The sequence below is a fragment of the Mycobacterium sp. RTGN5 genome (genome assembly GCF_033804465.1).
Lineage (GTDB): Bacteria > Actinomycetota > Actinomycetes > Mycobacteriales > Mycobacteriaceae > Mycobacterium.
The window spans coordinates 687,422-708,698 of record NZ_JAPZLA010000002.1; the positions used below are offsets into that span (position 1 = coordinate 687,422).

Genomic DNA, 21,277 nt, shown 5'->3' on the forward strand with positions numbered 1-21,277 from the left:
TCAGCCGCGGCGGCTGCGGCGCGCCCGGAATTCCCGGTTCTTCAGCTTGTTGCCGCACGTGGCCATGTCGCACCAGGTCCCGCCGTGATTGCGGGATCGGTCGTAGAACGCCCACTGGCAGTCCTCGTTGCCGCAAGCCTTGAGATGACTCCAGGTGCCGTCGCGTTGGGCATCGGAGACCACCAGCAGCAGCGAGAGCAGCCGTCCGTCCAGGGAATCGCTGTCGGCCGCCACCTGCAGCGTGCCGTCGGAACCGAGGTGAACCCGGGCGCCGGCCGCACCGGCGAGTTGGCGCAGCGGATTCAGCTGGTCATTGCTCGGCGATGGACCACCCGCGTTGTGCACGAGCAACGCGCGCAGCGCCTCCCGCAGCTCGCGGATGGTGCGTAACTCGTCGGGAGTGGGAACGCCGCCGGGCGGCAGCAGTGCCTGGTCCTGCAGCCAGGGCTGCGCGTCGGTGGCGAGCGCCAACCGATCCGCACCGGACTCCAAGTCGACGGTGTTGACCAGCGCTTGTATCCGAGTCAGCGGCTCGGGTGCGGGCTTGCCCTCGGTATCCCCGAGCCACTCCGCAGGGGCCTGCGTCATGTCAGCCAGCGTAGGAGTTAGTGACCAGTAAATCAACTTGACTGGTCATGCGTGACCGGTGTAGCGTTTTGGTTGGTCATAAGAGAGGGCGACGAGGCCCGTCTCGGAACAGGAAAAGCCCATGGGGCCCAACGAATTTCAAGATAGCATCCGGCTGCCGGGCGGATTCGACGCCCCCACGTCGGCCGACCTCCTCGATAGCGCGGCGCTCAGCTCCCGCGTGAAGGCGCGACTTTTCGCCGGCCGGCTCGACCGCGAAGTCGAAGTGGGCATCGCGCCGCTGCCGGGAAGCTCACTGGCCGTTCACGTCGCGCGCCTGACCTCTGCCGGGGAGCGCGAAGCCCTTGCCCACACACTGATGCAGGCGTTGGCCGAGCTCCGTCGCGATCGTCGGCTCTTCTCCGCGCGGATTCCCGTTCACCCGCAGCGGCTGGCCGGCTGCCGCGGCGTGATCGACGACATCACGTTGCTGCTGCATTCGCCGCGCCCGGTGCGCGCGCGGGGCATGGCCCGGCTGCGGCTACTGCTCTCCGATGGAGCCGGGCCCCTGTACCGCAACGGGCGGGGCAGCCTGGCTGCCGAGCTGCGCGGCGTGCTGGCCGCTCTCTAGGTCGCTACGGCAACAGCACCGCGGCGCCCGCGATGCGCCCCTCGGCCAGGTCGGTCAGAGCCCGATCGGCTTGTGCGAGTGGATATTCCGGAGTGGTCACCTCAATGCGATGACGGCCCGCGAAGGCCAGGAACTCGCGGGCGTCGGCGCGGGTGTTCGATGTCACCGACCGAATCTGGCGTTCCTGGAACAGATGTCGCTGATAGTTCAGCGCTGGGATATCGCTGAGGTGGATGCCCGCGATCGCCAGGGTGCCGCCACGATCGAGTGCCTCCAGCGCAGGCGGCACGAGGTCGCCGACCGGAGCGAACAGGATCGCCGCGTCGAGCTTGACCGGCGGCGGGTCGGCCGCCCCCTGTGCCGAGGCGACGCCCAGGCCCAGCGCGAGTTCGCGGGCATTGGCACCTCGGGTCATGACATGGACCTCGGCGCCCTGCGCCAGCGCGACCTGAGCGGTGATGTGAGCGCTGCCGCCGAACCCGTACAACCCCAGCCGTCCCCCTTCCGGCAACTCGGCACGTAACAGTGACCGGTAGCCGATGATCCCGGCGCACAGCAGCGGCGCCAGCTGGCTGTCGGTGTAGCCGTCGGGCAGCCGGTGCACGAAAGCGGCCGGGACAGTGGTGAAATCGGCGTATCCGCCGTCCGCATCCCAGCCGGTGTAGAGCGAGTTCGGGCACAGATTTTCCGCCCCACGCCGGCAGTAGTCACACACCCCGCAGGTGTGGCGCAGCCAGGCGACGCCGACCCGATCCCCCACCGCGAATTCGTCGCCGGCAGCCGATCCGATCCCGACGACCTCGCCGACGACTTCGTGTCCGGGTGTCACGTGTGGGCGGTGTACCGCGAGGTCTCCCTCGGTGACATGGAGGTCGGTGCGACACACACCGCAGGCGCGCACCGCCACCAGAAGTTCGTCGGGCGCCGGCCGCGGAATCGCTGCGCTGGCGTCCAGCTCCAGCGGCTGAGTGCGCATCGGCCCGGGCCGGCGTACCCGCCAGGCGCGCATCGTTGTCGTGGCCATCTGTCCATCGTGCAACGCGCCCGGGCGGTGCGTCGGGGCGAGCTAGGTCTTGCGGACCTTGGCGACGATCCAGAGCAGGATCACCGATCCGAGGATCGCGGTGAACAGGGTGAACCACCACCCGCCCGCCGCGGTGTCGAGGAAGAAGCTCAGCAGGAACCCGCCGACCAGCGCGCCGATCACCCCGATGACGATGTTCACCAAAATGCCCGAGCCACCGCCCTTGACGATCTTGCCGGCGATCCAGCCCGCAAGGGCGCCGATGATGATGTAGCCGATCCAGCCGACGCTGGTGAGCGTCGTTGAACGGGCGAGGATTTCAGTAGCTGCCACCATGTCCATGACGGTCTCCTCGGTGTCGCTGGCCAGCGTGAATGCTGGCCGCTATCCCTTTGGTATACCGCTGTCAGGTAACAATTGGCCGGTCGATACGGCCACGATCATCTACTGACCGGGTGTCATCCCGGGAACAGGTCCCTCCACCGGGACGGGAACGCCGAGCGGAATCCGGCCACCCGCTGTCGGCGGCGGGGCCACCGGGGCGTTGGGATCGGCGGGCGGCGCCTCCGGCGGAGGCGGCGGGGCGTAGGGCCGGATCGACTCGGCCAGCGCCTTGGCGGCCGCCGGATCGATCGGATCCTTGGCAGTGCCCAGCCAGACCACGAACCAGCGCTGATTGCGCTGATCGCGCGGGGCGTTGGGGACAGTCGTACCGACCACGCCGGCCCAGATCTGGCCGTTGGGCTTGGTGGTGTCGGTGAATTTCACCTCGTAAGAGGAGAAATTGCCCGGCATGTCACCGGCCTGCAGGGCGCCGCTCTGCTGGTTGATCCGGACGCCGGGGAACGGCATGAAGAATTCGCCCATGTCCGAGCTCAGCCGGATCGCGGCCTTGCTGTTGTCCTGCTCGGCACCGGCGAACAGCTTCAGGTCCAGCCGACCGAGGATGACGCTCGTGTCGTTGGCGGTCGGGGCGGGCTGGCCGTTCTCGGCCGGAGCGGTCTGCTTGCTCAGCAGCGCCTGGCCGTAGTTCAGGCGTGACGCATCGGAGACGATCCAGCCCGCAGGAAGCAGGTAGCTGAACCCGCCCGTCGTGTTCGGGACGCGGCCGGGCTCCAGCGGCGGCGGGGCCGGCGGCGCGTTCGGGTCGAGCGGTGGCGGGGGTGGCGCGTTCGGATCCACCGGTGGCGGGGGCGGCGCGTTCGGATCCACCGGTGGCGGAGGCGGCGCGTTGGGATCGAGCGGCGGCGGGGGCGGCGCGTTGGGGTCCACCGGTGGCGGTGGCACCTCGGTGGCCGGCGGGGCGGCGGGGGCCGCCGTCGTGGGTGTCGGCGTCGCGGGATCCGCGAAGGCCAACGGTGATGGCAACGCGATCGTGACGGCGCTGGCGGCGGTCACGGCGGTGACCGCAAACGCCGTCCACCGGCCCGGGCGTCGCGAAATCGGGTCCGACTGCGTCATGGCGATGAACCTACCGTGTTACAGCCGTGACGCAAGTGTGGCCTGCTCACGATGTGGCACCCATGCCGACTGTGGCCGGGTCACAACGTTCCTGTGCGTGCCGCCGCGTGCAAGCCAACCTCCTGCGCCTTGACCGTGAACCACACCTCGTCGCCGGCGGCCAGCCGGAGGCCGGCCGCCGACTCCGCGGTGATGTCGGCGGCCAGTCCGGGCGCGCCGTCGGATTGCTCCGCCGCGCGCACCCGCACTCGCGCGCCGTCAGCGTCCAGCTCCGCGACGCGGATCTGGACACTGTTGCGCGGGCTGCCGTGCGGCAGGTCGCGGTACACCGCGACCGCCGCCGGGGAGAACACCGCGACCAGATCGCCGTCGGCGATCCCGGCCACCGTGTCCAGGGCTTGCCGGCCATGCCACAGCGTGCCGTCGGCGGCCCGCAGGCATTCGGGGCCGCCGCGAACCCCGCGCACCACGTTCACGCCCGCGATGCGGGCGCCGAACATGCTGCGCGGCGCGGCCAGCACGTCGGCGACCGAACCGATCTCGGCGACCTGGCCGTCCTCGAGCACCAGCACCCGGTCGGCCATCGTCAGCACGTCGAGCAGATCGTGGGTGATCAGCACCGTCGCGCGGCCGTCGGCCGAGGACACCCGGCGCAGCAGCGCCCGCACCGAGGCCGCCACCGCAACGTCGAGCCCGGCCAGCGGTTCGTCGAGCAGCAGCACTTCCGGGTCGGACGCGAGCGCCCGGGCGATCGCGACCCGCTGGGCCTGCCCCCCGGACAGCTGCCCCGGTTTACGCCCCGCCAGCTCGGTCAGCCCGACTTCCTCCAGCCAGGTCGAGGCGCTGGCCCGCGCCGCGGCGCGGCCCGCCCCGCGACTGCGTGGCGCGAATTCGATGTTGGCCTGCACGCTCAGATGTGGGAACAGCAGCGGGTCTTGCATCAGCAGGCCGACCCGGCGGTCATGGGTGGCCACCTGGATACCTGCGGCGGTGTCGGTCAGTGCCCGCCCGCCGAGGCGCACCACGCCCGCGTCTGGTGCCAGCAGCCCAGCGATCACGTGCAGCGTCGTCGACTTCCCCGCTCCGTTGGGACCGAGGATCGCCAGCACTTCCCCCGGCGCGACCTCGAAGGACACCTCGAACCCACGCTCGGCCACCGCCGCGTGGAACTGCAGCTCAGCCATCGTTGGTCCAGCCGGACAACCGCCGCACACCGAGCCCGAGGACGACGACCGCGGCGACGGCGACCAACAGAATCGACAGCGCCACCGCCGCGTCCGGGTCGCTCTCGCGCTGCAGATAGATCTCCAGCGGCAACGTCCTGGTGACGCCTTGGCGGGACCCGGCGAAGGTCAGCGTGGCGCCGAACTCCCCCAGCGACCGCGCGAAGGCCAGCACGGATCCCGACACCAGGCCGGGGGCCAGCAGCGGCAGTGTCACCCGCCACCACACGGTTGCCGGTTTGGCCCCCAGCGTCGCCGCTACGACGTCGTAATCGGCCCCGGCGGTGCGAGCCGCACCCTCCAGCGCGATCACCAGGAACGGCAGCGAGACGAACGTCTGGGCCAGCACTACCGCGGTCGTAGTGAAGGCGATCCGGATCCCGGCCGCCTCCAGGTAGCTCCCGAGCAGACCCAGCCGTCCGAACGCGTACAGCAGCGCGATACCGCCGACCACCGGCGGCAACACCAGCGGCAACAAGATCAGCGGGCGCAGCGCCTGCACGATGCGCCCGTCGCTGCGCGCGAGCACCATCGCCATCGGCACGCCGAGGATCAAGCAGAAGGTGGTGCTGGCCGCCGCCGTGCGCAGGCTCAGCAGCAGCGCGGCCTGAGACGGTGTGCTGGTGATCAGCGACCAGAAATGCGTCCAATCGACTTTGACCGCCATGGCCACCAACGGCAGCACCACGAACGCCGCGCCGAGCACGGCCGGTAGGTAGACCCAGCGAGGCAGCGGGGGCTGCGTTCGGTGTGCCCGGCCGCGTCTCACCCGTCACACCCTAGGGCGACGCGACACGCCGTGTCCTGGTCGTGTCGGTACCACATTGGCCGAATTAGCTACCGTCCAGTAACATTTCCCTCCGATCGACACCAACGCGGATGGGATCGCCCCCAGCGGGGTGCACGAGGAGGTCAAAGACGATGGACGTGCTGGTCACTGGTGCTGACACCGAACTGGGGCGCACAGTCGCGGAGGGCTTCCGCGACGCCGGCCACAACGTCGTCATCAGCGGCGCGCGCCGCGACGACCTCGAAGTAGCCGCCAAGGAACTCGATGTCGACGCCATCGTGTGCGACACCACCGACCCCGAGGCCCTGGCCGAGGTGCGACTCCAGTTCGCGCATCACCTGGACACCATCGTTCACGTCCCCGCCCCCGCCTGGATCGGCGGCGACCCCCGCGCCTACACGCTGGCCGACACCGCAAGGGCGTGGCGCACCGGGCTCGACGCCACCGTGCTCTCGGCTGTGCTGCTGGTGCAGAACATCGGTGATCACCTGCGTTCCGGCGGTTCCATCGTGACGGTGGTGCCGGACAACCCGCGCGACGGCGGCGTCGACGCCGCAGTCAAGGCGGCGTTGTCGAATTGGACTGCGGGACAAGCGGATTACTTCGGCACCCGCGGCATCACTGTCAACACGGTGGCCTGTGGACGCAGCGCGGAGCCGTCCTACGACGGGCTGTCCACCACCCCGCCGTCGGTGGCCGCGGAGATCACCCGGCTCTCGCTGTTCCTGACCACGCCGGCCGCCCGGCACATCACCGGCCAGACCGTGCACGTCGGCCGGGGCGCGCTGGCCAACTTCGGCTGACAGCGCTTTACCTGACGTTCGCCGACGGGTACTAACGTCACTTGAGTGACGATTCGACTCGCCCTGCAGATCCCGAATTTCTCGTACGGCACCGGTGTCCCCGAGCTGTTCCCGACCGTTATCGCCCAGGCCCAGGAGGCTGAGGCGGCGGGATTCGACTCCGTCTTCGTGATGGATCACTTCTACCAACTGCCCGCCCTCGGTGCGCCCGAGGAGCCGATGCTGGAGGCCTACACCGCACTTGGCGCGCTGGCCACGGCCACGCAGCGAGTGCAGCTGGGCACGCTGGTCACCGGTAACAGCTATCGCAACCCGACGCTGCTGGCCAAGGCGATCACCACGCTGGACGTGGTGAGCGCCGGCCGGGCCGTTCTTGGCATCGGCACCGGCTGGTTCGAGCTCGAGCACGACTCGCTGGGCTACGAGTTCGGCACGTTCACCGACCGGTTCAACAAGCTCGACGAGGCGCTGGCGATCATCCTGCCGATGCTGAGCGGCGAGCGAGTGACCGTGGACGGCACGTACTACCGCACCAACGAGGCGTTCGCGATCCCGCGCTTCCGCGACCACATCCCGCTGATGATCGGCGGCACCGGCGAGAAAAAGACAATTCCGCTGGCGGCCCGCCATTTCGATCACCTCAACCTCGTCTGCGGATTCGACGAACTGTCCCGCAAGATCGCGGTGGTCAAGGAAAGCTGCGAGGTCATCGGCCGGGACCCGAGCACTCTCGAGACCAGCATGCTCGTCTTCGCGATCGTCGACGAAAACGTCACGGAAGATTTCATCCCGGCCGACGTCAAGCAGCGCATGGTGTACGGCAGCCCGGAGCAGATCACCGAGCAGATCAAGACCAAGGTCCTCGACGCCGGCGTCGACGGCGTCGTCGTCAGTCCGGTCACCAACCTGGACGGCTACCACCCCGGCCGGGTCACCGCGCTTGCCGAGGTCTTACGCCCGGTTCTGGGCGTCTAGCCGCCAGGGGTGGCATACATCACCTGCTCTGCCCGGGGACCGACGCGAAGTCTGTCGGCCGGGCGACTACCGTAGTAAGTGTCCTGTGCATGCTTTGAGGAGCAGAAATGACCCATCCTGGTGCAACTCCAACGGATAAGCACAAGGTCGTCATCATCGGTTCGGGGTTCGGCGGCCTGAATGCCGCGCAGAAGCTCAAGCGAGCCGACGTCGACATCAAGCTGATCGCCAAGACCACCCATCACCTGTTCCAGCCGCTGCTGTACCAGGTGGCGACGGGCATCATCTCCGAAGGCGAGATCGCCCCGCCCACCCGGGTCATCCTGCGCAATCAGGAGAACTGCCAGGTGCTGCTCGGTGAGGTCACCAATATCGACCTGGCGAGCAAGACCGTCGACTCGATCCTGCTGGGCCACACCTACCGGACCCCGTTCGACACCCTGATCGTCGCCGCCGGTGCCGGGCAGTCGTACTTCGGCAACGACCAGTTCGCCGAGTGGGCACCCGGCATGAAGACCATCGACGACGCCCTGGAACTCCGTGGCCGCATCCTCGGCGCATTCGAGCAGGCCGAGCGGTCCAGTGACCCCGAGCGCCGCCAGAAACTGCTGACCTTCGTCGTGGTCGGCGCAGGCCCGACCGGTGTCGAGATGGCCGGGCAGATCGCCGAGCTGGCCGATCACACGCTGCGTGGCGCGTTCCGCCATATCGACTCCACCCGGGCACGGGTGATCCTGCTGGACGCCGCACCCTCGGTGCTGCCGCCGATGGGCGAAAAGCTCGGCAAGAAGGCGCAGGACCGGCTCGAGAAGCTTGGCGTCGAAATCCAGCTCAACGCGATGGTGACCGACGTCGACCGCAACGGGATCACCGTCAAGCGTCCCGACGGCACCATCGACCGCATCGAGGCCGCCACCAAGGTGTGGTCGGCCGGTGTGTCGGCCAGCCCACTCGGCAAGATCATCGCCAACCAGTCCGACGCCGAAATCGACCGCGCCGGACGGGTCAAGGTGGGGCCCGATCTGTCGATTCCCGGGCACCCGAACGTGTTCGTGATCGGCGATATGGCGCTCGTCGACGGTGTCCCCGGCATGGCGCAGGGCGCTATCCAGGGCGCCAAGTACGTGGCCAACCTGGTCAAGTCGGAGCTCAAGGGCGCCGATCCGGCTGCCCGCCAACCGTTCAGCTACTTCGACAAGGGCTCGATGGCGACCGTGTCCCGGTTCAATGCGGTGGCCAAGATCGGCAAGATCGAGTTCGCCGGATTCTTCGCGTGGCTGGCGTGGCTCTTCCTGCACCTGGTCTACCTCGTCGGCTTCAAAACGAAGATCGCGACCATGCTGTCGTGGACCACGACATTCCTGGGCCGCGGCCGCAGTCAGCTGACGATTACCGAGCAGCAGGCGTACGCGCGCACCAGAATTGAGCAGCTGCAGGAAATCGCGGCGACGGTCGAGGACGAGAAAGCCGCCAGCTGACCCAGCGGTGTTGGCTGGGAATCGCCCGTGAGCGGCGCGGAAATCAACGCGTTGGGGCACTGGTGCCCTAGCATGATCAGCGACGACAGTTCCATAACGAGGGGGCCCGAATGACATCCAATCGTTCTGTGCGACGCGCAGCTGCGGCAGCGCTTGGCGCCGCTGCGGTGTTGCTCAGCGTGGCTGGGCCCGCTGCTGCCGACCCGCCGCCCAACTGCACCACCGCAGACATGACCGGAATCATGGCGGGCGTATCGGCGGCGATGTCGGACTATCTGTTCACGCATCCCGACGTCAACGGGTTCTTCAGCGGCCTGCAGGGCCTGCCCAAGGCTCAGGTCACCAGCCAGACCCAGCAGTACCTGAACGCCAACCCGGGCATTCGCGCCGACCTGGAGGGCATCCGCCAGCCGTCGACCGATTTCCGCAGCCGCTGCGGCCTCATCCAGCGTCCGCTGGCCCCGGGCATCGTCTAGCACCGCTTCGGCGTGGCCCGGCGCCGTTTCAGCGGCGCACCCTAAGGTTGTCGGCGTGGTCGTAAAGCCCGACGAGATCGTCTACCGCGTGCTGCAACGACTCCCCACCCGCATGCTTTCGCTGCGCACCATCGTGATCGTCGCGGCGCTGTCCGTGGTGATCCTGGTGCTGACGCTGGGCACCTGGGTGTGGGTGGGTGTCACCAACGACCAGTACAGCCAGCTCGACCGGCGGCTGGATTCCGTCAGCAGCCTTGGCGACGTCAGCTCGCTGCTGACCACCGCAGGGCCCGGCGGGGCCGGCTCGCCCACTCCCGACGGAAACCTGGTGCGCACGATCCGGGTCGGGGCGATGGCGATGTCGGTGCCCACCGACGTGGTACTGCCCGCACTGAGCGACGGCTATGCCAACACCGCCATCGACGGTGTCGAGTACCGGGTGCGCACCTTCTCGGTGGGCGGGGCCACGATCGCCCTGGGCGCCCCACTGGCCGAGACCCAGCGCCGGATCGCCGAACTGCACCTTCGAGTGCTGTTGATCTGTGCCGGGGTGATCGCAGGCACCGTGGTGATCGGCTGGTTGATCTCACTGATCATGATCAACCCCTTCCGGGTGCTGGCCCAGCAGGCCCGCGCGATCAACGCCCAGTCCAACCCCGACGAGGTACAAGTGCGCGGGGTCAAGGAGGCGGTGGAAATCGCCGAGGCCGTCGAGGGCATGCTGGCCCGGATCGGCGACGAACAGGCTCGCACCAAGGCCGCCCTCGAGTCCGCCCGCGACTTTGCCGCCGTGGCTTCCCATGAGCTGCGGACCCCGCTGACCGCCATGCGAACCAACCTCGAGGTGCTCTCCACCCTGGATCTCGGGCCCGAACAGCGCACCGAGGTGATCGGCGACGTCATCCGCACGCAGAGCCGCATCGAGGCCACGCTGACCGCCCTGGAGCGACTCGCCCAGGGCGAGCTGACCACCGCCGACGACTTCGTGCCGTTCGACGTGACTGAACTGCTCGACCGGGCCGCCCACGACGCCGAACGCATCTACCGCGACCTCGAGGTCTCGCTGGTCCCGTCGCCCGCGGTGCTCATGGTGGGCCTACCGGTCGGGCTGCGGCTGGTCATCGACAACGCGATCGCCAACGCCGTCAAACACGGTGCCGCCACCGAAGTCCAGCTGTCGGTGTCCAGCTCCGCCGATGGCGTGCAGATCACGATCGACGACAACGGCAGCGGGGTGCCCGAAGAGGAGCGCGCAGCGGTGTTCGCGCGGTTCTCCCGCGGCTCCACCGCATCGCGGTCGGGATCGGGCCTTGGACTGGCCCTGGTCGCTCAGCAGGCCGAATTGCACGGCGGCACAGCCGCGTTGCACGCCAGCCCGCTCGGCGGTGCCCGGCTGGTGCTCAACCTCGCTGGTTCGCGCGACTAGAGCCGGGCGCCCTGCCAGGTCGAGATGCTGCCGCCGGCGGCCAGTGTCAGGGTGATGCCCGCGGCGTCCTCGGCCGGCTCGGGGTAACGCAGTTCGCTCACGCAGGCCAGCGGAGTGCCAAGCGCGTCGTCGGCCACCGCGCCCGGTCCCAGCTCGACCCGGTGTCGCAGCAGCGGCGTGCCGGCCACGTCGGCCCGCATGGCGCCGCTCCAAAAACCCTCGCGCTCACCGGTTCTGCCGATCTGTACCCGCTCCCGGATCCGCAGCCGGGACGTTTCGGCCAGACAGACCGTGAGCTCACTGAGATGGCGGGCATTGGCGGCCACGACGGTCGGCTCGGGATCGACGTCCAGCTCGCCGTCGGTCTCGATGTGCCAGCATGCCTGCGACTGTGTGGTCGCTGCGCCGGGCAGTGCCACCGTGGCCGCGACACTGCGAAGGCGCAGTCGCGCACCAGGTTCCACGATCAGCCGGATCGAGATGGTGTCCCCACCCAAGGGGGTGGCCGCCGCCGACACCAGGTGCACGGTGTCGGGTTCGGTGTGCCGTGCGGCCAGGCCGCCGCGGCACTCGATGCGGGGCAGCCGCCCGGGCTGGGCCACCACCAGGACGTCGGAACGCATTGCTCAGGCCGGCTGGTCGACGCGCAGTTGCTCGCGCACCCACGACAGGACCGGGGATGCCGCGGGATCCTCGGTCAGTGAGATCAGCACGGTCGGCCTGCCCTCGCGTACCTTGGCCGCGTCGGTGCGCATCACGTCAAGGTCGGCACCGACCAGCGGCGCCAGGTCGGTCTTGTTGACCACCAACAGATCCGAGAACGTGACGCCCGGCCCGCCCTTGCGCGGCACCTTATCCCCGCCGGCCACGTCGACGACGAAGATCTGCACGTCGACAAGTCCGGAGGAGAACGTCGCGGTCAGGTTGTCGCCACCCGACTCGACCAGGATGAGGTCCAGCCGTTCGTGGCCGGCGATCAGGTCGTCGATCGCGTCGAGGTTGGCGGTGATGTCGTCGCGGATCGCGGTGTGCGGGCAGCCGCCGGTTTGCACGGCCGCGATCCGGTCGTCGGGCAGAACCGCATGGCGGCGCAGGAAGTCGGCGTCCTCGGTGGTGTAGATGTCGTTGGTCAACACCGCCAGCGACAGTTCGTCGCGCAGCTGGCGGCACAGCGCAGCCACCAGCGCGGTCTTGCCCGAACCGACCGGGCCACCGATCCCGATGCGCAGCGGTTCCCCAGGCAGGCGGGTGCGCTTCGGCCGGTCGGTATGGGCGTGCGGTTGGCCGTCAATGAAATGTGGAGGCATACAAGCTCTTTCAGGAGACGAACAGGGGACGTTCTCGTTGCGCATGGCGCTGCGCCACTTCATCGAGCAGCGGGTCGGACAGGTCGGCAAGCGCGGTGGCGGCCAGCTCGGCGGTTTCTTCGCACAGCTGCGCCAGATCGAAGGTCAGCACCGCGACATCGGCGGGATCCAGCGCGAGCAGCCGCTGTGCGGCGGTCGCGGAGCCGGTCATCGTGGTGTACACCAGCGACAGCGCGGTCTGCTCGGGCTGCAGTCCACTGGCGGCGCCGACGCGGCCTGCGGTCACCGGCAGATGCGGGCGGGGGCCGAGTGCGTCCCACTGTGCGGCTGGCCAGACGCGACGGGCCAGCCGCAGCAGCCCCCGGCCCTGCGCGCGGGAGGCCTGCCGGGCTGCCGGTGCCGGTGTGCGGGCATCGGTTTCGGCATCGGCGGCGGCCACCGTCAGGTCGCCGCGGTGCACGGCGGCCGCGATGGACGCCGTGACCAGACCGCTGGTGCGGATCCGGCGGCGCAGGTAGGCCTCCAGCGTGGTGAGGTCGGTGACCAGCCCGCTGGTGATCGCCTCCTCCACTCCGCCGGAGTGCACGTGTCCCCCGGTCGGCAACCGCGAGTCGGCGAGGGTCAGCAGTGTGGTCAGGGCGGCCATCAGAACGTCATCAGAACAGGAAGTAACGCTGAGCCATCGGCAGCTCGGTCGCGGGTTGCTCGGCCCAGACCTCGCCGTCGATGCGCACGGTGAAAGTGTCGGGATCGACCTCGATGCGGGGCCGGGCGTCGTTGAGTGGCATCTGCGCCTTGCCGACGGCACGCACGTTGCCCACCGGCACCAGGCGGCGGCTGACCGCGATCCGGTCGGCCAGCCCGTCCTCGATGGCCTGCGGGGCGACGAAGTGCAGCGAGGTGGCCGCTGCCGCGGCGGGTGCCGCCCCGAACATCGGGCGCGGCAACACCGGCTGCGGGGTCGGAATGGAGGCGTTGGCGTCGCCCATCGCGGCCCAGGCGATCATCCCGCCCTTGACTACCGCGTGCGGGCGCACCCCGAAGAACGCCGGTTCCCACAGCACCAAGTCGGCCAGCTTGCCAACCTCGACCGAACCGACCTCGTGGTCGAGACCATGGGCGACGGCCGGGCAGATCGTGTACTTCGCGATATAGCGGCGCACCCGGTGGTTGTCCGCCGCACCGTCGCCCTCCAAGGCTCCACGTCGGCGCTTCATCACGTGCGCGGTCTGCCAGGTGCGCAGCACCACCTCACCGATGCGGCCCATGGCCTGGGCGTCGCTGCCGATCATCGAGATCGCCCCGATGTCGTGCAGCAGGTCCTCGGCGGCGATGGTCGACGGCCTGATGCGGCTCTCGGCGAACGCCAGATCCTCAGGCACGCTGGGGTTCAGGTGATGACAGACCATCAGCATGTCGAGATGTTCGTCGAGGGTGTTGATGGTGTGCGGCCGGGTCGGGTTGGTCGAACTGGGCAACACATAGGACTCGGCCGCGACGGTGATGATGTCCGGTGCGTGCCCCCCGCCCGCCCCCTCGGTGTGATAGGCGTGGATATTGCGGCCCTTGATCGCGGCCAGGGTGTCTTCGACGAAGCCGGCCTCGTTGAGGGTGTCGGTGTGGATGTTGACCTGTACCCCGGCGGCTTCGGCCACCGTCAGGCAGGCGTCGATCGCGGCGGGGGTGGTCCCCCAGTCCTCGTGCAACTTGAAACCCGCTGCTCCCGAACGCAACTGCTCCCACATCGCCTCGTGGCTGACGGTATTGCCCTTGCCCAGTAGCGCGATGTTCAGCGGCCAATGGTCCAGCGCTTCCAACATGCGGGCCAGATGCCATGCACCCGGCGTCACAGTGGTGGCCTTCGAGCCTTCGGCGGGCCCGGTGCCGCCGGCCACGATCGTGGTGATGCCGCCGCCGATGGCCTCCTCCATGATCTGCGGGCAGATCAGGTGCACGTGGCAGTCGATGGCCCCTGCGGTGACGATGCGGCCGTTGCCGGCGATGATCTCCGTCGACGGGCCGATCACCAGATCGGGGTGCACGCCGGACATGATGTCGGGATTGCCGGCCTTGCCGATGCCGACGATGCGGCCATCACGAATGCCGATGTCCGCCTTGATGATTCCCCAGTAATCGATGATCACCGCCCCGGTGATCACGGTGTCGGGTGCGCCGTCGGCGCGGGTGGCCCGGCTCTGGCCCATCGATTCGCGCAGCACCTTGCCGCCACCGAACACCGCCTCGTCGCCGGCCAATCCCGGCCCGCCGCTGCGGTCCTCGGTGATCTCGACGATCAGGTCGGTGTCGGCGAGCCGGATCCGGTCGCCGGTGGTGGGGCCGAACAGCGCGGCGTAGCGGGCCCGGGACAGCTCGGTCATTCAGCATCCAGCTTTCCGGGTGGGTTCAGGCTCAGGCCGTGCACCTCGCGCAGGCCGCCGAGGGGCACCAGGTGAACCCGCTGCGCCACACCGGGTTCGAAGCGCACCGCGGTGCCCGCGGGAATGTCGAAGCGATGCCCGTGGGCGGCCGTGCGGTCGAAGGACAGCGCGGCGTTGGACTGCGGCAGGTGCACATGGCTGCCGACCTGCACCGGCCGGTCGCCGGTGTTGACGATCTCCAGTTCGATGCGTGGAGCGCCGGCATTGATCTCGATGTCGCCGTCGCCGAGGAAGACCTCGCCCGGAATCATGCTGTCTTCCACAAACTCACAGGACGGGGGCTCACGGGATCGGGTGGTGGACGGTGACCAATTTGGTGCCGTCCGGGAACGTCGCCTCGACCTGCACGTCGTGCAGCATCTCCGGCACGCCCTCCATCACGTCGTCGCGGGACAGGACCTCGCGTCCGCTGATCATCAGCTCGGCCACGGTGCGGCCGTCGCGCGCACCCTCCAGGACGTGGTCGGTGATGAGCGCGACCGCTTCGGGATGGTTGAGCCGCAGACCGCGCGCCTGCCGGCGGCGGGAGAGGTCGGCCGCATAGGAGATCAGCAGCCGGTCGGTTTCATGCGGTGAGAGTCGCATAGAGCGCGATCCTGCCATGGCAGGACGGGATCAGCAGGGCGGCGGGCGCCCTTACGCCTGCGGCGGCTCGGGCTCCAGGTTCTGCAGGCGCACCTGGCCGCGGGCGACCAGCCGGTCCTTGTCGTCGCGAATGGTCACCAGCCACAGCTGCTGCCTGCGGCCGCGGTGCACCGGTTCGGTGGCTCCGTAGACGGTGCCGCCGGAGATCGCCCGCAGGAAGTCGGTGTTGTTGTTGACGCCGACGACGTTGCCGCCGCCATTGGCGGCCAGCCAGACGAAGGCCGACGTGCTGGCCATCGACTCGATCATCGAGCAGTACACCCCGCCGTGGACGATGCCCATCGGCTGCAGCAGCTTGGGCTGGACTTCCAGCTGCGCCTTCGCGCCGTCCGGTGTCAGCTCGGTGAACACCAGGCCAAGCTCGTTGTCGAACGGGGCGGAGAAGGCGATCTGCTCGATCGGCGACTGCTCTGATTGCACGCATCTGTGTCTACACCAGGCAGGTGCCTGAGATGAGGGACGGGCCCCGCGCATAAAACGCGGGGCCCGTCCTCAGCACGGACCGTGGTGTCTCTGCAGCCCTCAGGACATCCGGCTCGGTCCGTTCGTCTTTGTTGGTATCACCATAGGCAAGGCTTGCCTAAGTCACAAGACCTACCCCGTTCGGCGCAGTGTTCGCACCGGAAGGCCGAAGCCGCTGAGGGCGTCGAGCACCAACTGGCCGCGGCGCATGCACGTGACCTCGCCACTGCCGGTCAGCACGGGGACCTGGGTGGCGGTGATGACCACCGCCGAACCAACCATCCGCCACATCGCCGCCGGCGTGACCGAGCCACGGCTGAGCTCGTGCAGATACTCGAAGATCGGCTCCAGCGAGCGGTGGGAGCGGTGTGCTGTCCACGTCGCCAGCGCGAGCTCGTTGGGCAGCCGGACCACGCCGGTCAGCGCGGGATCGTCGGGCAGCACCCGAAGCGTCGGGTCCACCACCGCGGTCCAGTCGATCGCGCCCTCGGAGTCGACGTGCATCCAGAGGTTGCCCGGCCCGGTGTCCCATACCCGGCCCTCGAGCACGAAGAGCGTGACCGCCCGGCCCAGCACGGCGTGGGTGAACGTGGCAGCCAGCTGGGTGGCGACGGCGCGGCGGTCGCCCAGCTCGGCGACGGCGGCCTCGAACATGTCGGCCAGCCGGCTCGTTGTCCGCACCGAGTCCAGTGCCCACCAACGGCGTCGGGATACATCGGCCATGACTGCCACCCCGTGCACCCGCGGGGAATCCGGGCTCAGCGCGCGTACGCGGCTGCTGGATTCGTGCAGGGGCAGCATGCGGCGAATGGTCATTCCGTCGATCAACGGGTCAACCACGGCTGTGGTCACGGACACCTCCTCGATTACAGTTAGGTGAGCCTAACCATAAGAGGCGTAGGAAGGTTAGCATTGCCTAATGTGAATGCCGTCACAGTTGGCTCAACGGTTCGGCGGCCTGTCCTGCGGTTACCAGCCCCAGGACCGGGGCGGGGGAACGCATCGGGGCCGCCCGGAGTTGATCCGGAAAGTTACATACGACGCCCGGTAGTAACCGGGAGTACTCTGGCTTCACTGCTACGAAATGAACGGAAATAGCCAAGTTGACTCGTCTCGGCGAACTTGAACGCGCGGTGATGGACCACTTGTGGGCAGCTGGTGAGCCGTTGACGGTTCGTCAGGTCCATGAGGCCCTCTGTACCGAGCGCGATCTCGCCTACACCACGGTGATGACGGTCCTGCAGCGGCTTGCGCGCAAGAACCTGGTATCCCAGATCCGTGATGACCGGGCTCATCAGTACGCACCGGTGCACGGTCGCGACGAACTGGTCGCCGGCCTGCTGGTCGACGCGCTTGATCAGGCATCCGATTCCGGCGACCGGCAGGCGGCGCTGGTGCACTTCGTCGAGCGGGTCGGGGTCGACGAGGCAGACGCCTTGCGCCGCGCGCTGGCGGAATTAGAATCCAGGCACCGTTCAACCTGGCCCGCTGGCGGCGCACCCAGCGTCTGAGGGACACTGTCAGCGTGTCCGCGCTGGCCTTCACCTTCCTCGCCTTGATGCTGGTTGGTCCTGTGCCTGCGCTGCTGGCCCGAGCGTCTTGGCCACTGCGCGCGCCGCGGGCGGCGATCGTGCTGTGGCAGTCGATTGCGGTGGCCGCGGTCCTGTCCGCTTTCAGCGCCGGGCTGTCGATCGCGAGCCGGCTGTTCGTCCCTGGCCCCGATGGGCGCCCGACGGCGACGATCACCAGTGAGATCGCAGTGCTGGGCTGGCCGTTGTGGCTGGCATATGTCCTGGTGTTCGCCGTAACCCTGTTCATCGGTGCCCGGCTGCTGGTCGCCGGCGTTGAGGTTGCGGTAGCCACCCGGCGCCGCCGGGCGCACCACCGGATGGTGGTGGATCTGCTCGGTGAGTGTCGGCACGGTGTGAGCGGGTTGCGGGTGCTGGACGTGGCCGAACCACTGGCCTACTGCCTGCCCGGGGTGCGCAGCCGGGTGGTGCTCAGCGAGGGCACCCTGGCGGCGTTGAGCGACAACGAACTAGCGGCGATCCTCAGCCATGAGCGTGCCCATCTGCGCGCGCGCCACGATCTGGTGCTCGAGGCGTTCATCGCCGTGCATACCGCCTTCCCCCGCTTCGTCCGCAGCGGCAGCGCACTGAACGCGGTGCGGTTACTCGTCGAGTTGCTCGCCGACGACGCGGCGGTGCGGACCGCCGGACCCACTCCCCTGGCCCGCGCCCTGGTGGCCTGCGCGTCGGGACGCACGCCAAAGGGTGCGCTGGCCGCGGGCGGCCCTACGACGGTGATCCGGGTGCGCCGGCTGTGCGGCCGGGGAAACAGTCTGCTGCTGTCGCTGGCCGCCTACGCCACCGCCGCCGCGGTTCTCGTGGTGCCGACGGTCGCGGTCGCGATGCCGTGGCTGACTGAGCTGCATCGGTTGTTTCTGTCTTAAAACTGTTCTGCCACAATAAAATTCACACAATCGAAAGGCGCCAGATGAGCTCACCGCAGACGAACGGTACCGCACAGATCGGTGTTACCGGATTGGCGGTGATGGGCTCCAACATCGCGCGCAACTTCGCCCACCACGGCTACACCGTCGCGTTGCACAACCGGTCGGTCGCCAAGACCGATGCCCTGATCGCCGAGCACGGCTCCGAGGGCAGCTTCGTGCGCGCCGAGACGATGGCCGAATTCGCCGCCGCGCTGGAACGGCCGCGCCGCGCGCTGATCATGGTCAAGGCCGGCGATCCCACCGATGCGGTGATCAACGAACTCTGTGACGTCTTCGAGCCGGGCGACATCATCATCGACGGCGGCAACGCGCTCTACACCGACACCATTCGCCGCGAGAAAGCCGTGCGCGAACGCGGCCTGCACTTCGTCGGCGCGGGCATCTCCGGCGGCGAGGAAGGTGCCCTCAACGGGCCCTCGATCATGCCGGGCGGTCCCGCCGAGTCCTACAAGTCGCTGGGCCCGCTGCTCGAGGAGATCTCCGCGCACGTCGACGGCGTTCCCTGCTGCACCCACATCGGCCCCGACGGCGCCGGCCACTTCGTGAAGATGGTGCACAACGGCATCGAGTACTCCGACATGCAGTTGATCGGCGAGGCCTACCAATTGCTTCGCGACGGGCTCGGCAAGACCGCACCCGAGATCGCCGACATCTTCGCCGAGTGGAACAAGGGCGACCTGGACAGCTACCTCATCGAGATCACCGCCGAGGTGCTCAAGCAGACCGACGCCAAGACCGGCAAACCACTGGTCGACGTCATCCTCGACGAGGCCGAACAGAAGGGCACCGGCCGCTGGACGGTCAAGTCCGCGCTCGACCTCGGGGTGCCGGTGACCGGTATCGCCGAGGCCGTGTTCGCCCGGGCGCTGTCCGGCTCGGTCGCTCAGCGCAAGGCCACCACCCGACTGGCCTCCGGCGACTTGGGTGAACGCCCCACGGACGCAAAGCAATTCATCGACGACGTCAGCAAGGCGCTGTACGCGTCGAAGATCATCGCCTACGCCCAGGGCTTCAACCAGATTCAGGCAGGCAGTGCCGAGTATGACTGGAACATCACGCTCGGCGACATGGCCACCATCTGGCGCGGCGGCTGTATCATCCGGGCCAAGTTCCTCAACCGCATCAAGGAAGCATTCGACGAGGATGCGCAGCTGGCCACGTTGATCTCGGCGCCGTACTTCCGCGACGCCGTCGAGGCAGGCATCGACAGCTGGCGTCGGGTCGTGGTCAAGGCCACCGAACTCGGCATCCCGGTCCCCGGCTTCGCCTCCGCGTTGTCCTACTACGACGCGCTGCGCACCGAGCGGCTGCCCGCGGCACTGACCCAGGGTCTGCGCGACTTCTTCGGCGCGCACACCTACGGCCGGACCGACGCCGATCCCGCCGCGCGCTTCCACACCCTGTGGAGCGGCGACCGCACCGAGGTCCAGGCCTAGCCCCAGTATCCTGAGGTACGTGCAGTTTCTCGACGGCCAGCGGCCCCCGTACGACCTGACCTACGACGACGTCTTCATCGTCCCTAACCGGTCCGACGTCGCCTCCCGGTTCGATGTCGACCTGTCGACCGCCGACGGCACCGGCACGACGATCCCGGTCGTCGTGGCCAACATGACCGCGGTGGCCGGGCGGCGGATGGCTGAGACGGTCGCCCGCCGCGGCGGGATCGTGGTGCTGCCGCAGGACCTGCCGATCGAGGCCGTCAAGCAGACCGTCGACTTCGTCAAGAGTCGCGACCTGGTGGCCGACACCCCCGTCGTCCTTGCGCCCGACGACTCGGTCTCCGATGCCGTCGCGCTGATCCACAAGCGAGCTCACGGCGTCGCGGTGGTGGTGTTCGAGGGCAGGCCCGTCGGCCTGGTCACCGAGGCCGCCACCGCGGGTGTCGACCGGTTCGCCCGGGTGCGTGACATCGCGGTCACCGACTTCGTCAGCGTGCCGGTGCACACCGAACCCCGCCAGGTGTTCGAACTGCTCGAGCACGCGCCGGTGGACGTGGCCGTGCTCACCGACGCCGACGGCGCACTGGCCGGGGTGCTGACCCGCATCGGCGCGGTGCGCGCCGGCATCTACACCCCCGCCGTCGACAGCGCAGGCCGGCTGCGCATCGCCGCGGCGGTGGGGATCAACGGCGACGTGGCCGCCAAGGCGAAGGCGCTGGCCGAGGTCGGCGTCGACGTCCTCGTGGTCGACACCGCCCACGGCCACCAGTTCAAGATGCTCGACGCGATCAAAGCGATTTCGTCGCTGGACCTCGGCATCCCGCTGGCGGCGGGCAACGTCGTCTCCGCCGAAGGTGCCCGCGACCTGATCGGGGCCGGAGCATCGATCGTCAAGGTGGGCGTCGGCCCCGGCGCGATGTGCACCACCAGGATGATGACCGGCGTCGGCCGCCCGCAGTTCTCCGCGGTACTCGAATGTTCCTCAGCTGCACGGGAACTCGGCGGGCACGTGTGGGCCGACGGCGGGGTCCGCCATCCCCGCGACGTGGCATTGGCCCTGGCGGCCGGTGCCTCCAACGTGATGATCGGGTCGTGGTTCGCCGGCACGTACGAATCGCCCGGCGACCTCATGCGCGATCGCGACGGCCGGCCCTACAAAGAGAGCTATGGCATGGCCTCCAAGCGCGCGGTGGCCGCCCGCACCAGCGCCGACGGCGCCTTCGACCGGGCCCGCAAGGCGCTGTTCGAGGAGGGCATCTCGACCTCGAGGATGGCGCTGGATCCCGACCGCGGCGGTGTGGAAGACCTGCTCGACCACATCACCTCCGGGGTCCGCAGCACCTGCACCTACGTGGGCGCGGCCACCATCGCCGAGCTGCACGAGCGGGTGGTGGTGGGCGTGCAGTCGGCGGCCGGCTTCGCCGAAGGGCATCCGCTGCCTGCGGGCTGGTGAGCCGGGGTGCGGCGAGTAAGGGCGCTAACATAGGGATTTGTTTGCCCCATCGAGGAAGGGATCCCGTGCCGCAGGCACCCATCGAGGCCCCCGCGGATCGGGCTGCCTGTGATGAGCGGTTCGCAGACGATTCCCCTGGGGACGATTCCGGGGCAGAACCTTCC

Annotated in this window: 24 protein-coding genes; 10 read left to right on the plus strand and 14 right to left on the minus strand. The window is 68.8% G+C overall.

Annotated elements, in window-relative coordinates; all coding sequences use genetic code 11:
- On the minus strand, positions 1-588 hold the full coding sequence (locus SLQ31_RS16020; protein WP_319434278.1) for a CGNR zinc finger domain-containing protein: 588 nt from the start codon (positions 586-588) through the stop codon (positions 1-3).
- Between the two features lie 121 nt (positions 589-709).
- Here SLQ31_RS16020 and SLQ31_RS16025 point away from each other — a divergent pair, with 121 nt between their 5' ends.
- Entirely contained in the window at positions 710-1,198 is a 489-nt protein-coding gene (locus SLQ31_RS16025) for a hypothetical protein (protein ID WP_319434280.1), read from the plus strand.
- Between the two features lie 4 nt (positions 1,199-1,202).
- On the opposite strand, the gene SLQ31_RS16030 is transcribed toward SLQ31_RS16025, so the two are convergent.
- The 5 genes from SLQ31_RS16030 to SLQ31_RS16050 all read right to left on the minus strand — a co-directional run bounded on the left by SLQ31_RS16030 (position 1,203) and on the right by SLQ31_RS16050 (position 5,675).
- Complete coding sequence (locus tag SLQ31_RS16030; protein ID WP_319434282.1) at positions 1,203-2,222, minus strand: zinc-binding alcohol dehydrogenase family protein; 1,020 nt, start codon at positions 2,220-2,222, stop codon at positions 1,203-1,205.
- 42 nt (positions 2,223-2,264) lie between these two features.
- On the minus strand, positions 2,265-2,564 hold the full coding sequence (locus tag SLQ31_RS16035; RefSeq protein WP_319434284.1) for a GlsB/YeaQ/YmgE family stress response membrane protein: 300 nt from the start codon (positions 2,562-2,564) through the stop codon (positions 2,265-2,267).
- A 102-nt stretch (positions 2,565-2,666) separates the two neighbouring features.
- Positions 2,667-3,683, minus strand: coding sequence for an APA family fibronectin-binding glycoprotein (locus SLQ31_RS16040; RefSeq protein WP_319434286.1), 1,017 nt, complete (start codon positions 3,681-3,683; stop codon positions 2,667-2,669).
- An 80-nt stretch (positions 3,684-3,763) separates the two neighbouring features.
- Entirely contained in the window at positions 3,764-4,867 is a 1,104-nt protein-coding gene (locus SLQ31_RS16045) for a sulfate/molybdate ABC transporter ATP-binding protein (protein WP_319434287.1), read from the minus strand.
- Positions 4,860-5,675, minus strand: a complete 816-nt coding sequence (locus SLQ31_RS16050; RefSeq protein WP_319434289.1) for an ABC transporter permease — start codon at positions 5,673-5,675, stop codon at positions 4,860-4,862. Before SLQ31_RS16050 ends, SLQ31_RS16045 begins: the two co-directional genes overlap by 8 nt.
- A 152-nt stretch (positions 5,676-5,827) precedes the next feature.
- On the opposite strand from SLQ31_RS16050, the gene SLQ31_RS16055 reads away from it, so the two are divergent.
- The 5 genes from SLQ31_RS16055 (at position 5,828) to SLQ31_RS16075 (ending at position 10,854) form a co-directional block, all read left to right on the plus strand.
- A complete protein-coding gene (locus SLQ31_RS16055; RefSeq protein WP_319434291.1) occupies positions 5,828-6,499 on the plus strand; it encodes an SDR family oxidoreductase in 672 nt (223 codons plus the stop codon).
- A gap of 45 nt (positions 6,500-6,544) precedes the next feature.
- Positions 6,545-7,474 (plus strand): LLM class F420-dependent oxidoreductase, encoded by a 930-nt coding sequence (locus tag SLQ31_RS16060; protein WP_319434293.1) that lies wholly within the window; start codon positions 6,545-6,547, stop codon positions 7,472-7,474.
- A 107-nt stretch (positions 7,475-7,581) separates the two neighbouring features.
- Positions 7,582-8,952 carry an NAD(P)/FAD-dependent oxidoreductase gene (locus SLQ31_RS16065; protein ID WP_319434295.1) on the plus strand — a complete coding sequence of 457 codons (1,371 nt, stop codon included), beginning with the start codon at positions 7,582-7,584 and terminating at the stop codon, positions 8,950-8,952.
- 110 nt (positions 8,953-9,062) lie between these two features.
- Positions 9,063-9,428 carry a heme-binding protein gene (locus tag SLQ31_RS16070; RefSeq protein ID WP_319434297.1) on the plus strand — a complete coding sequence of 122 codons (366 nt, stop codon included), beginning with the start codon at positions 9,063-9,065 and terminating at the stop codon, positions 9,426-9,428.
- Between the two features lie 112 nt (positions 9,429-9,540).
- Positions 9,541-10,854 (plus strand): HAMP domain-containing sensor histidine kinase, encoded by a 1,314-nt coding sequence (locus SLQ31_RS16075; protein WP_319434685.1) that lies wholly within the window; start codon positions 9,541-9,543, stop codon positions 10,852-10,854.
- Here SLQ31_RS16075 and SLQ31_RS16080 read toward each other — a convergent pair.
- The 8 genes from SLQ31_RS16080 to SLQ31_RS16115 all read right to left on the minus strand — a co-directional run bounded on the left by SLQ31_RS16080 (position 10,851) and on the right by SLQ31_RS16115 (position 16,558).
- Positions 10,851-11,477, minus strand: a complete 627-nt coding sequence (locus SLQ31_RS16080) for an urease accessory protein UreD (protein WP_319434299.1) — start codon at positions 11,475-11,477, stop codon at positions 10,851-10,853. The two genes, SLQ31_RS16075 and SLQ31_RS16080, sit on opposite strands and share 4 nt — an antisense overlap.
- A gap of 3 nt (positions 11,478-11,480) precedes the next feature.
- Complete coding sequence (ureG, locus tag SLQ31_RS16085; protein ID WP_319434301.1) at positions 11,481-12,161, minus strand: urease accessory protein UreG; 681 nt, start codon at positions 12,159-12,161, stop codon at positions 11,481-11,483.
- 10 nt (positions 12,162-12,171) lie between these two features.
- Complete coding sequence (locus tag SLQ31_RS16090) at positions 12,172-12,807, minus strand: urease accessory protein UreF (RefSeq protein WP_319434303.1); 636 nt, start codon at positions 12,805-12,807, stop codon at positions 12,172-12,174.
- 10 nt (positions 12,808-12,817) lie between these two features.
- On the minus strand, positions 12,818-14,539 hold the full coding sequence (locus tag SLQ31_RS16095) for an urease subunit alpha (protein WP_319434305.1): 1,722 nt from the start codon (positions 14,537-14,539) through the stop codon (positions 12,818-12,820).
- Positions 14,536-14,850, minus strand: a complete 315-nt coding sequence (locus SLQ31_RS16100) for an urease subunit beta (protein ID WP_319434307.1) — start codon at positions 14,848-14,850, stop codon at positions 14,536-14,538. The genes SLQ31_RS16095 and SLQ31_RS16100 overlap by 4 nt, the downstream gene beginning before the upstream one ends.
- Positions 14,851-14,881: 31 nt before the next feature.
- Positions 14,882-15,184 carry an urease subunit gamma gene (locus tag SLQ31_RS16105; protein WP_319434309.1) on the minus strand — a complete coding sequence of 101 codons (303 nt, stop codon included), beginning with the start codon at positions 15,182-15,184 and terminating at the stop codon, positions 14,882-14,884.
- Between the two features lie 51 nt (positions 15,185-15,235).
- Positions 15,236-15,664 (minus strand): PaaI family thioesterase, encoded by a 429-nt coding sequence (locus SLQ31_RS16110; protein WP_319434311.1) that lies wholly within the window; start codon positions 15,662-15,664, stop codon positions 15,236-15,238.
- A gap of 174 nt (positions 15,665-15,838) precedes the next feature.
- A complete protein-coding gene (locus SLQ31_RS16115) occupies positions 15,839-16,558 on the minus strand; it encodes an iron reductase (protein WP_319434313.1) in 720 nt (239 codons plus the stop codon).
- A gap of 242 nt (positions 16,559-16,800) precedes the next feature.
- On the opposite strand from SLQ31_RS16115, the gene SLQ31_RS16120 reads away from it, so the two are divergent.
- The 4 genes from SLQ31_RS16120 to SLQ31_RS16135 are packed head-to-tail and all read left to right on the plus strand — an operon-like array spanning position 16,801 to position 21,113.
- Positions 16,801-17,217, plus strand: coding sequence for a BlaI/MecI/CopY family transcriptional regulator (locus SLQ31_RS16120; RefSeq protein WP_319434687.1), 417 nt, complete (start codon positions 16,801-16,803; stop codon positions 17,215-17,217).
- A 14-nt stretch (positions 17,218-17,231) separates the two neighbouring features.
- Positions 17,232-18,158: a M56 family metallopeptidase gene (locus SLQ31_RS16125; RefSeq protein ID WP_319434315.1), complete on the plus strand. Its 927-nt coding sequence runs from the start codon at positions 17,232-17,234 to the stop codon at positions 18,156-18,158.
- Positions 18,159-18,202: 44 nt separating this feature from the next.
- Positions 18,203-19,657 carry an NADP-dependent phosphogluconate dehydrogenase gene (gene gndA, locus SLQ31_RS16130; protein ID WP_319434317.1) on the plus strand — a complete coding sequence of 485 codons (1,455 nt, stop codon included), beginning with the start codon at positions 18,203-18,205 and terminating at the stop codon, positions 19,655-19,657.
- A gap of 19 nt (positions 19,658-19,676) precedes the next feature.
- Positions 19,677-21,113, plus strand: a complete 1,437-nt coding sequence (locus SLQ31_RS16135; RefSeq protein ID WP_319434319.1) for a GuaB1 family IMP dehydrogenase-related protein — start codon at positions 19,677-19,679, stop codon at positions 21,111-21,113.
- Positions 21,114-21,277: the final 164 nt, after the last annotated feature.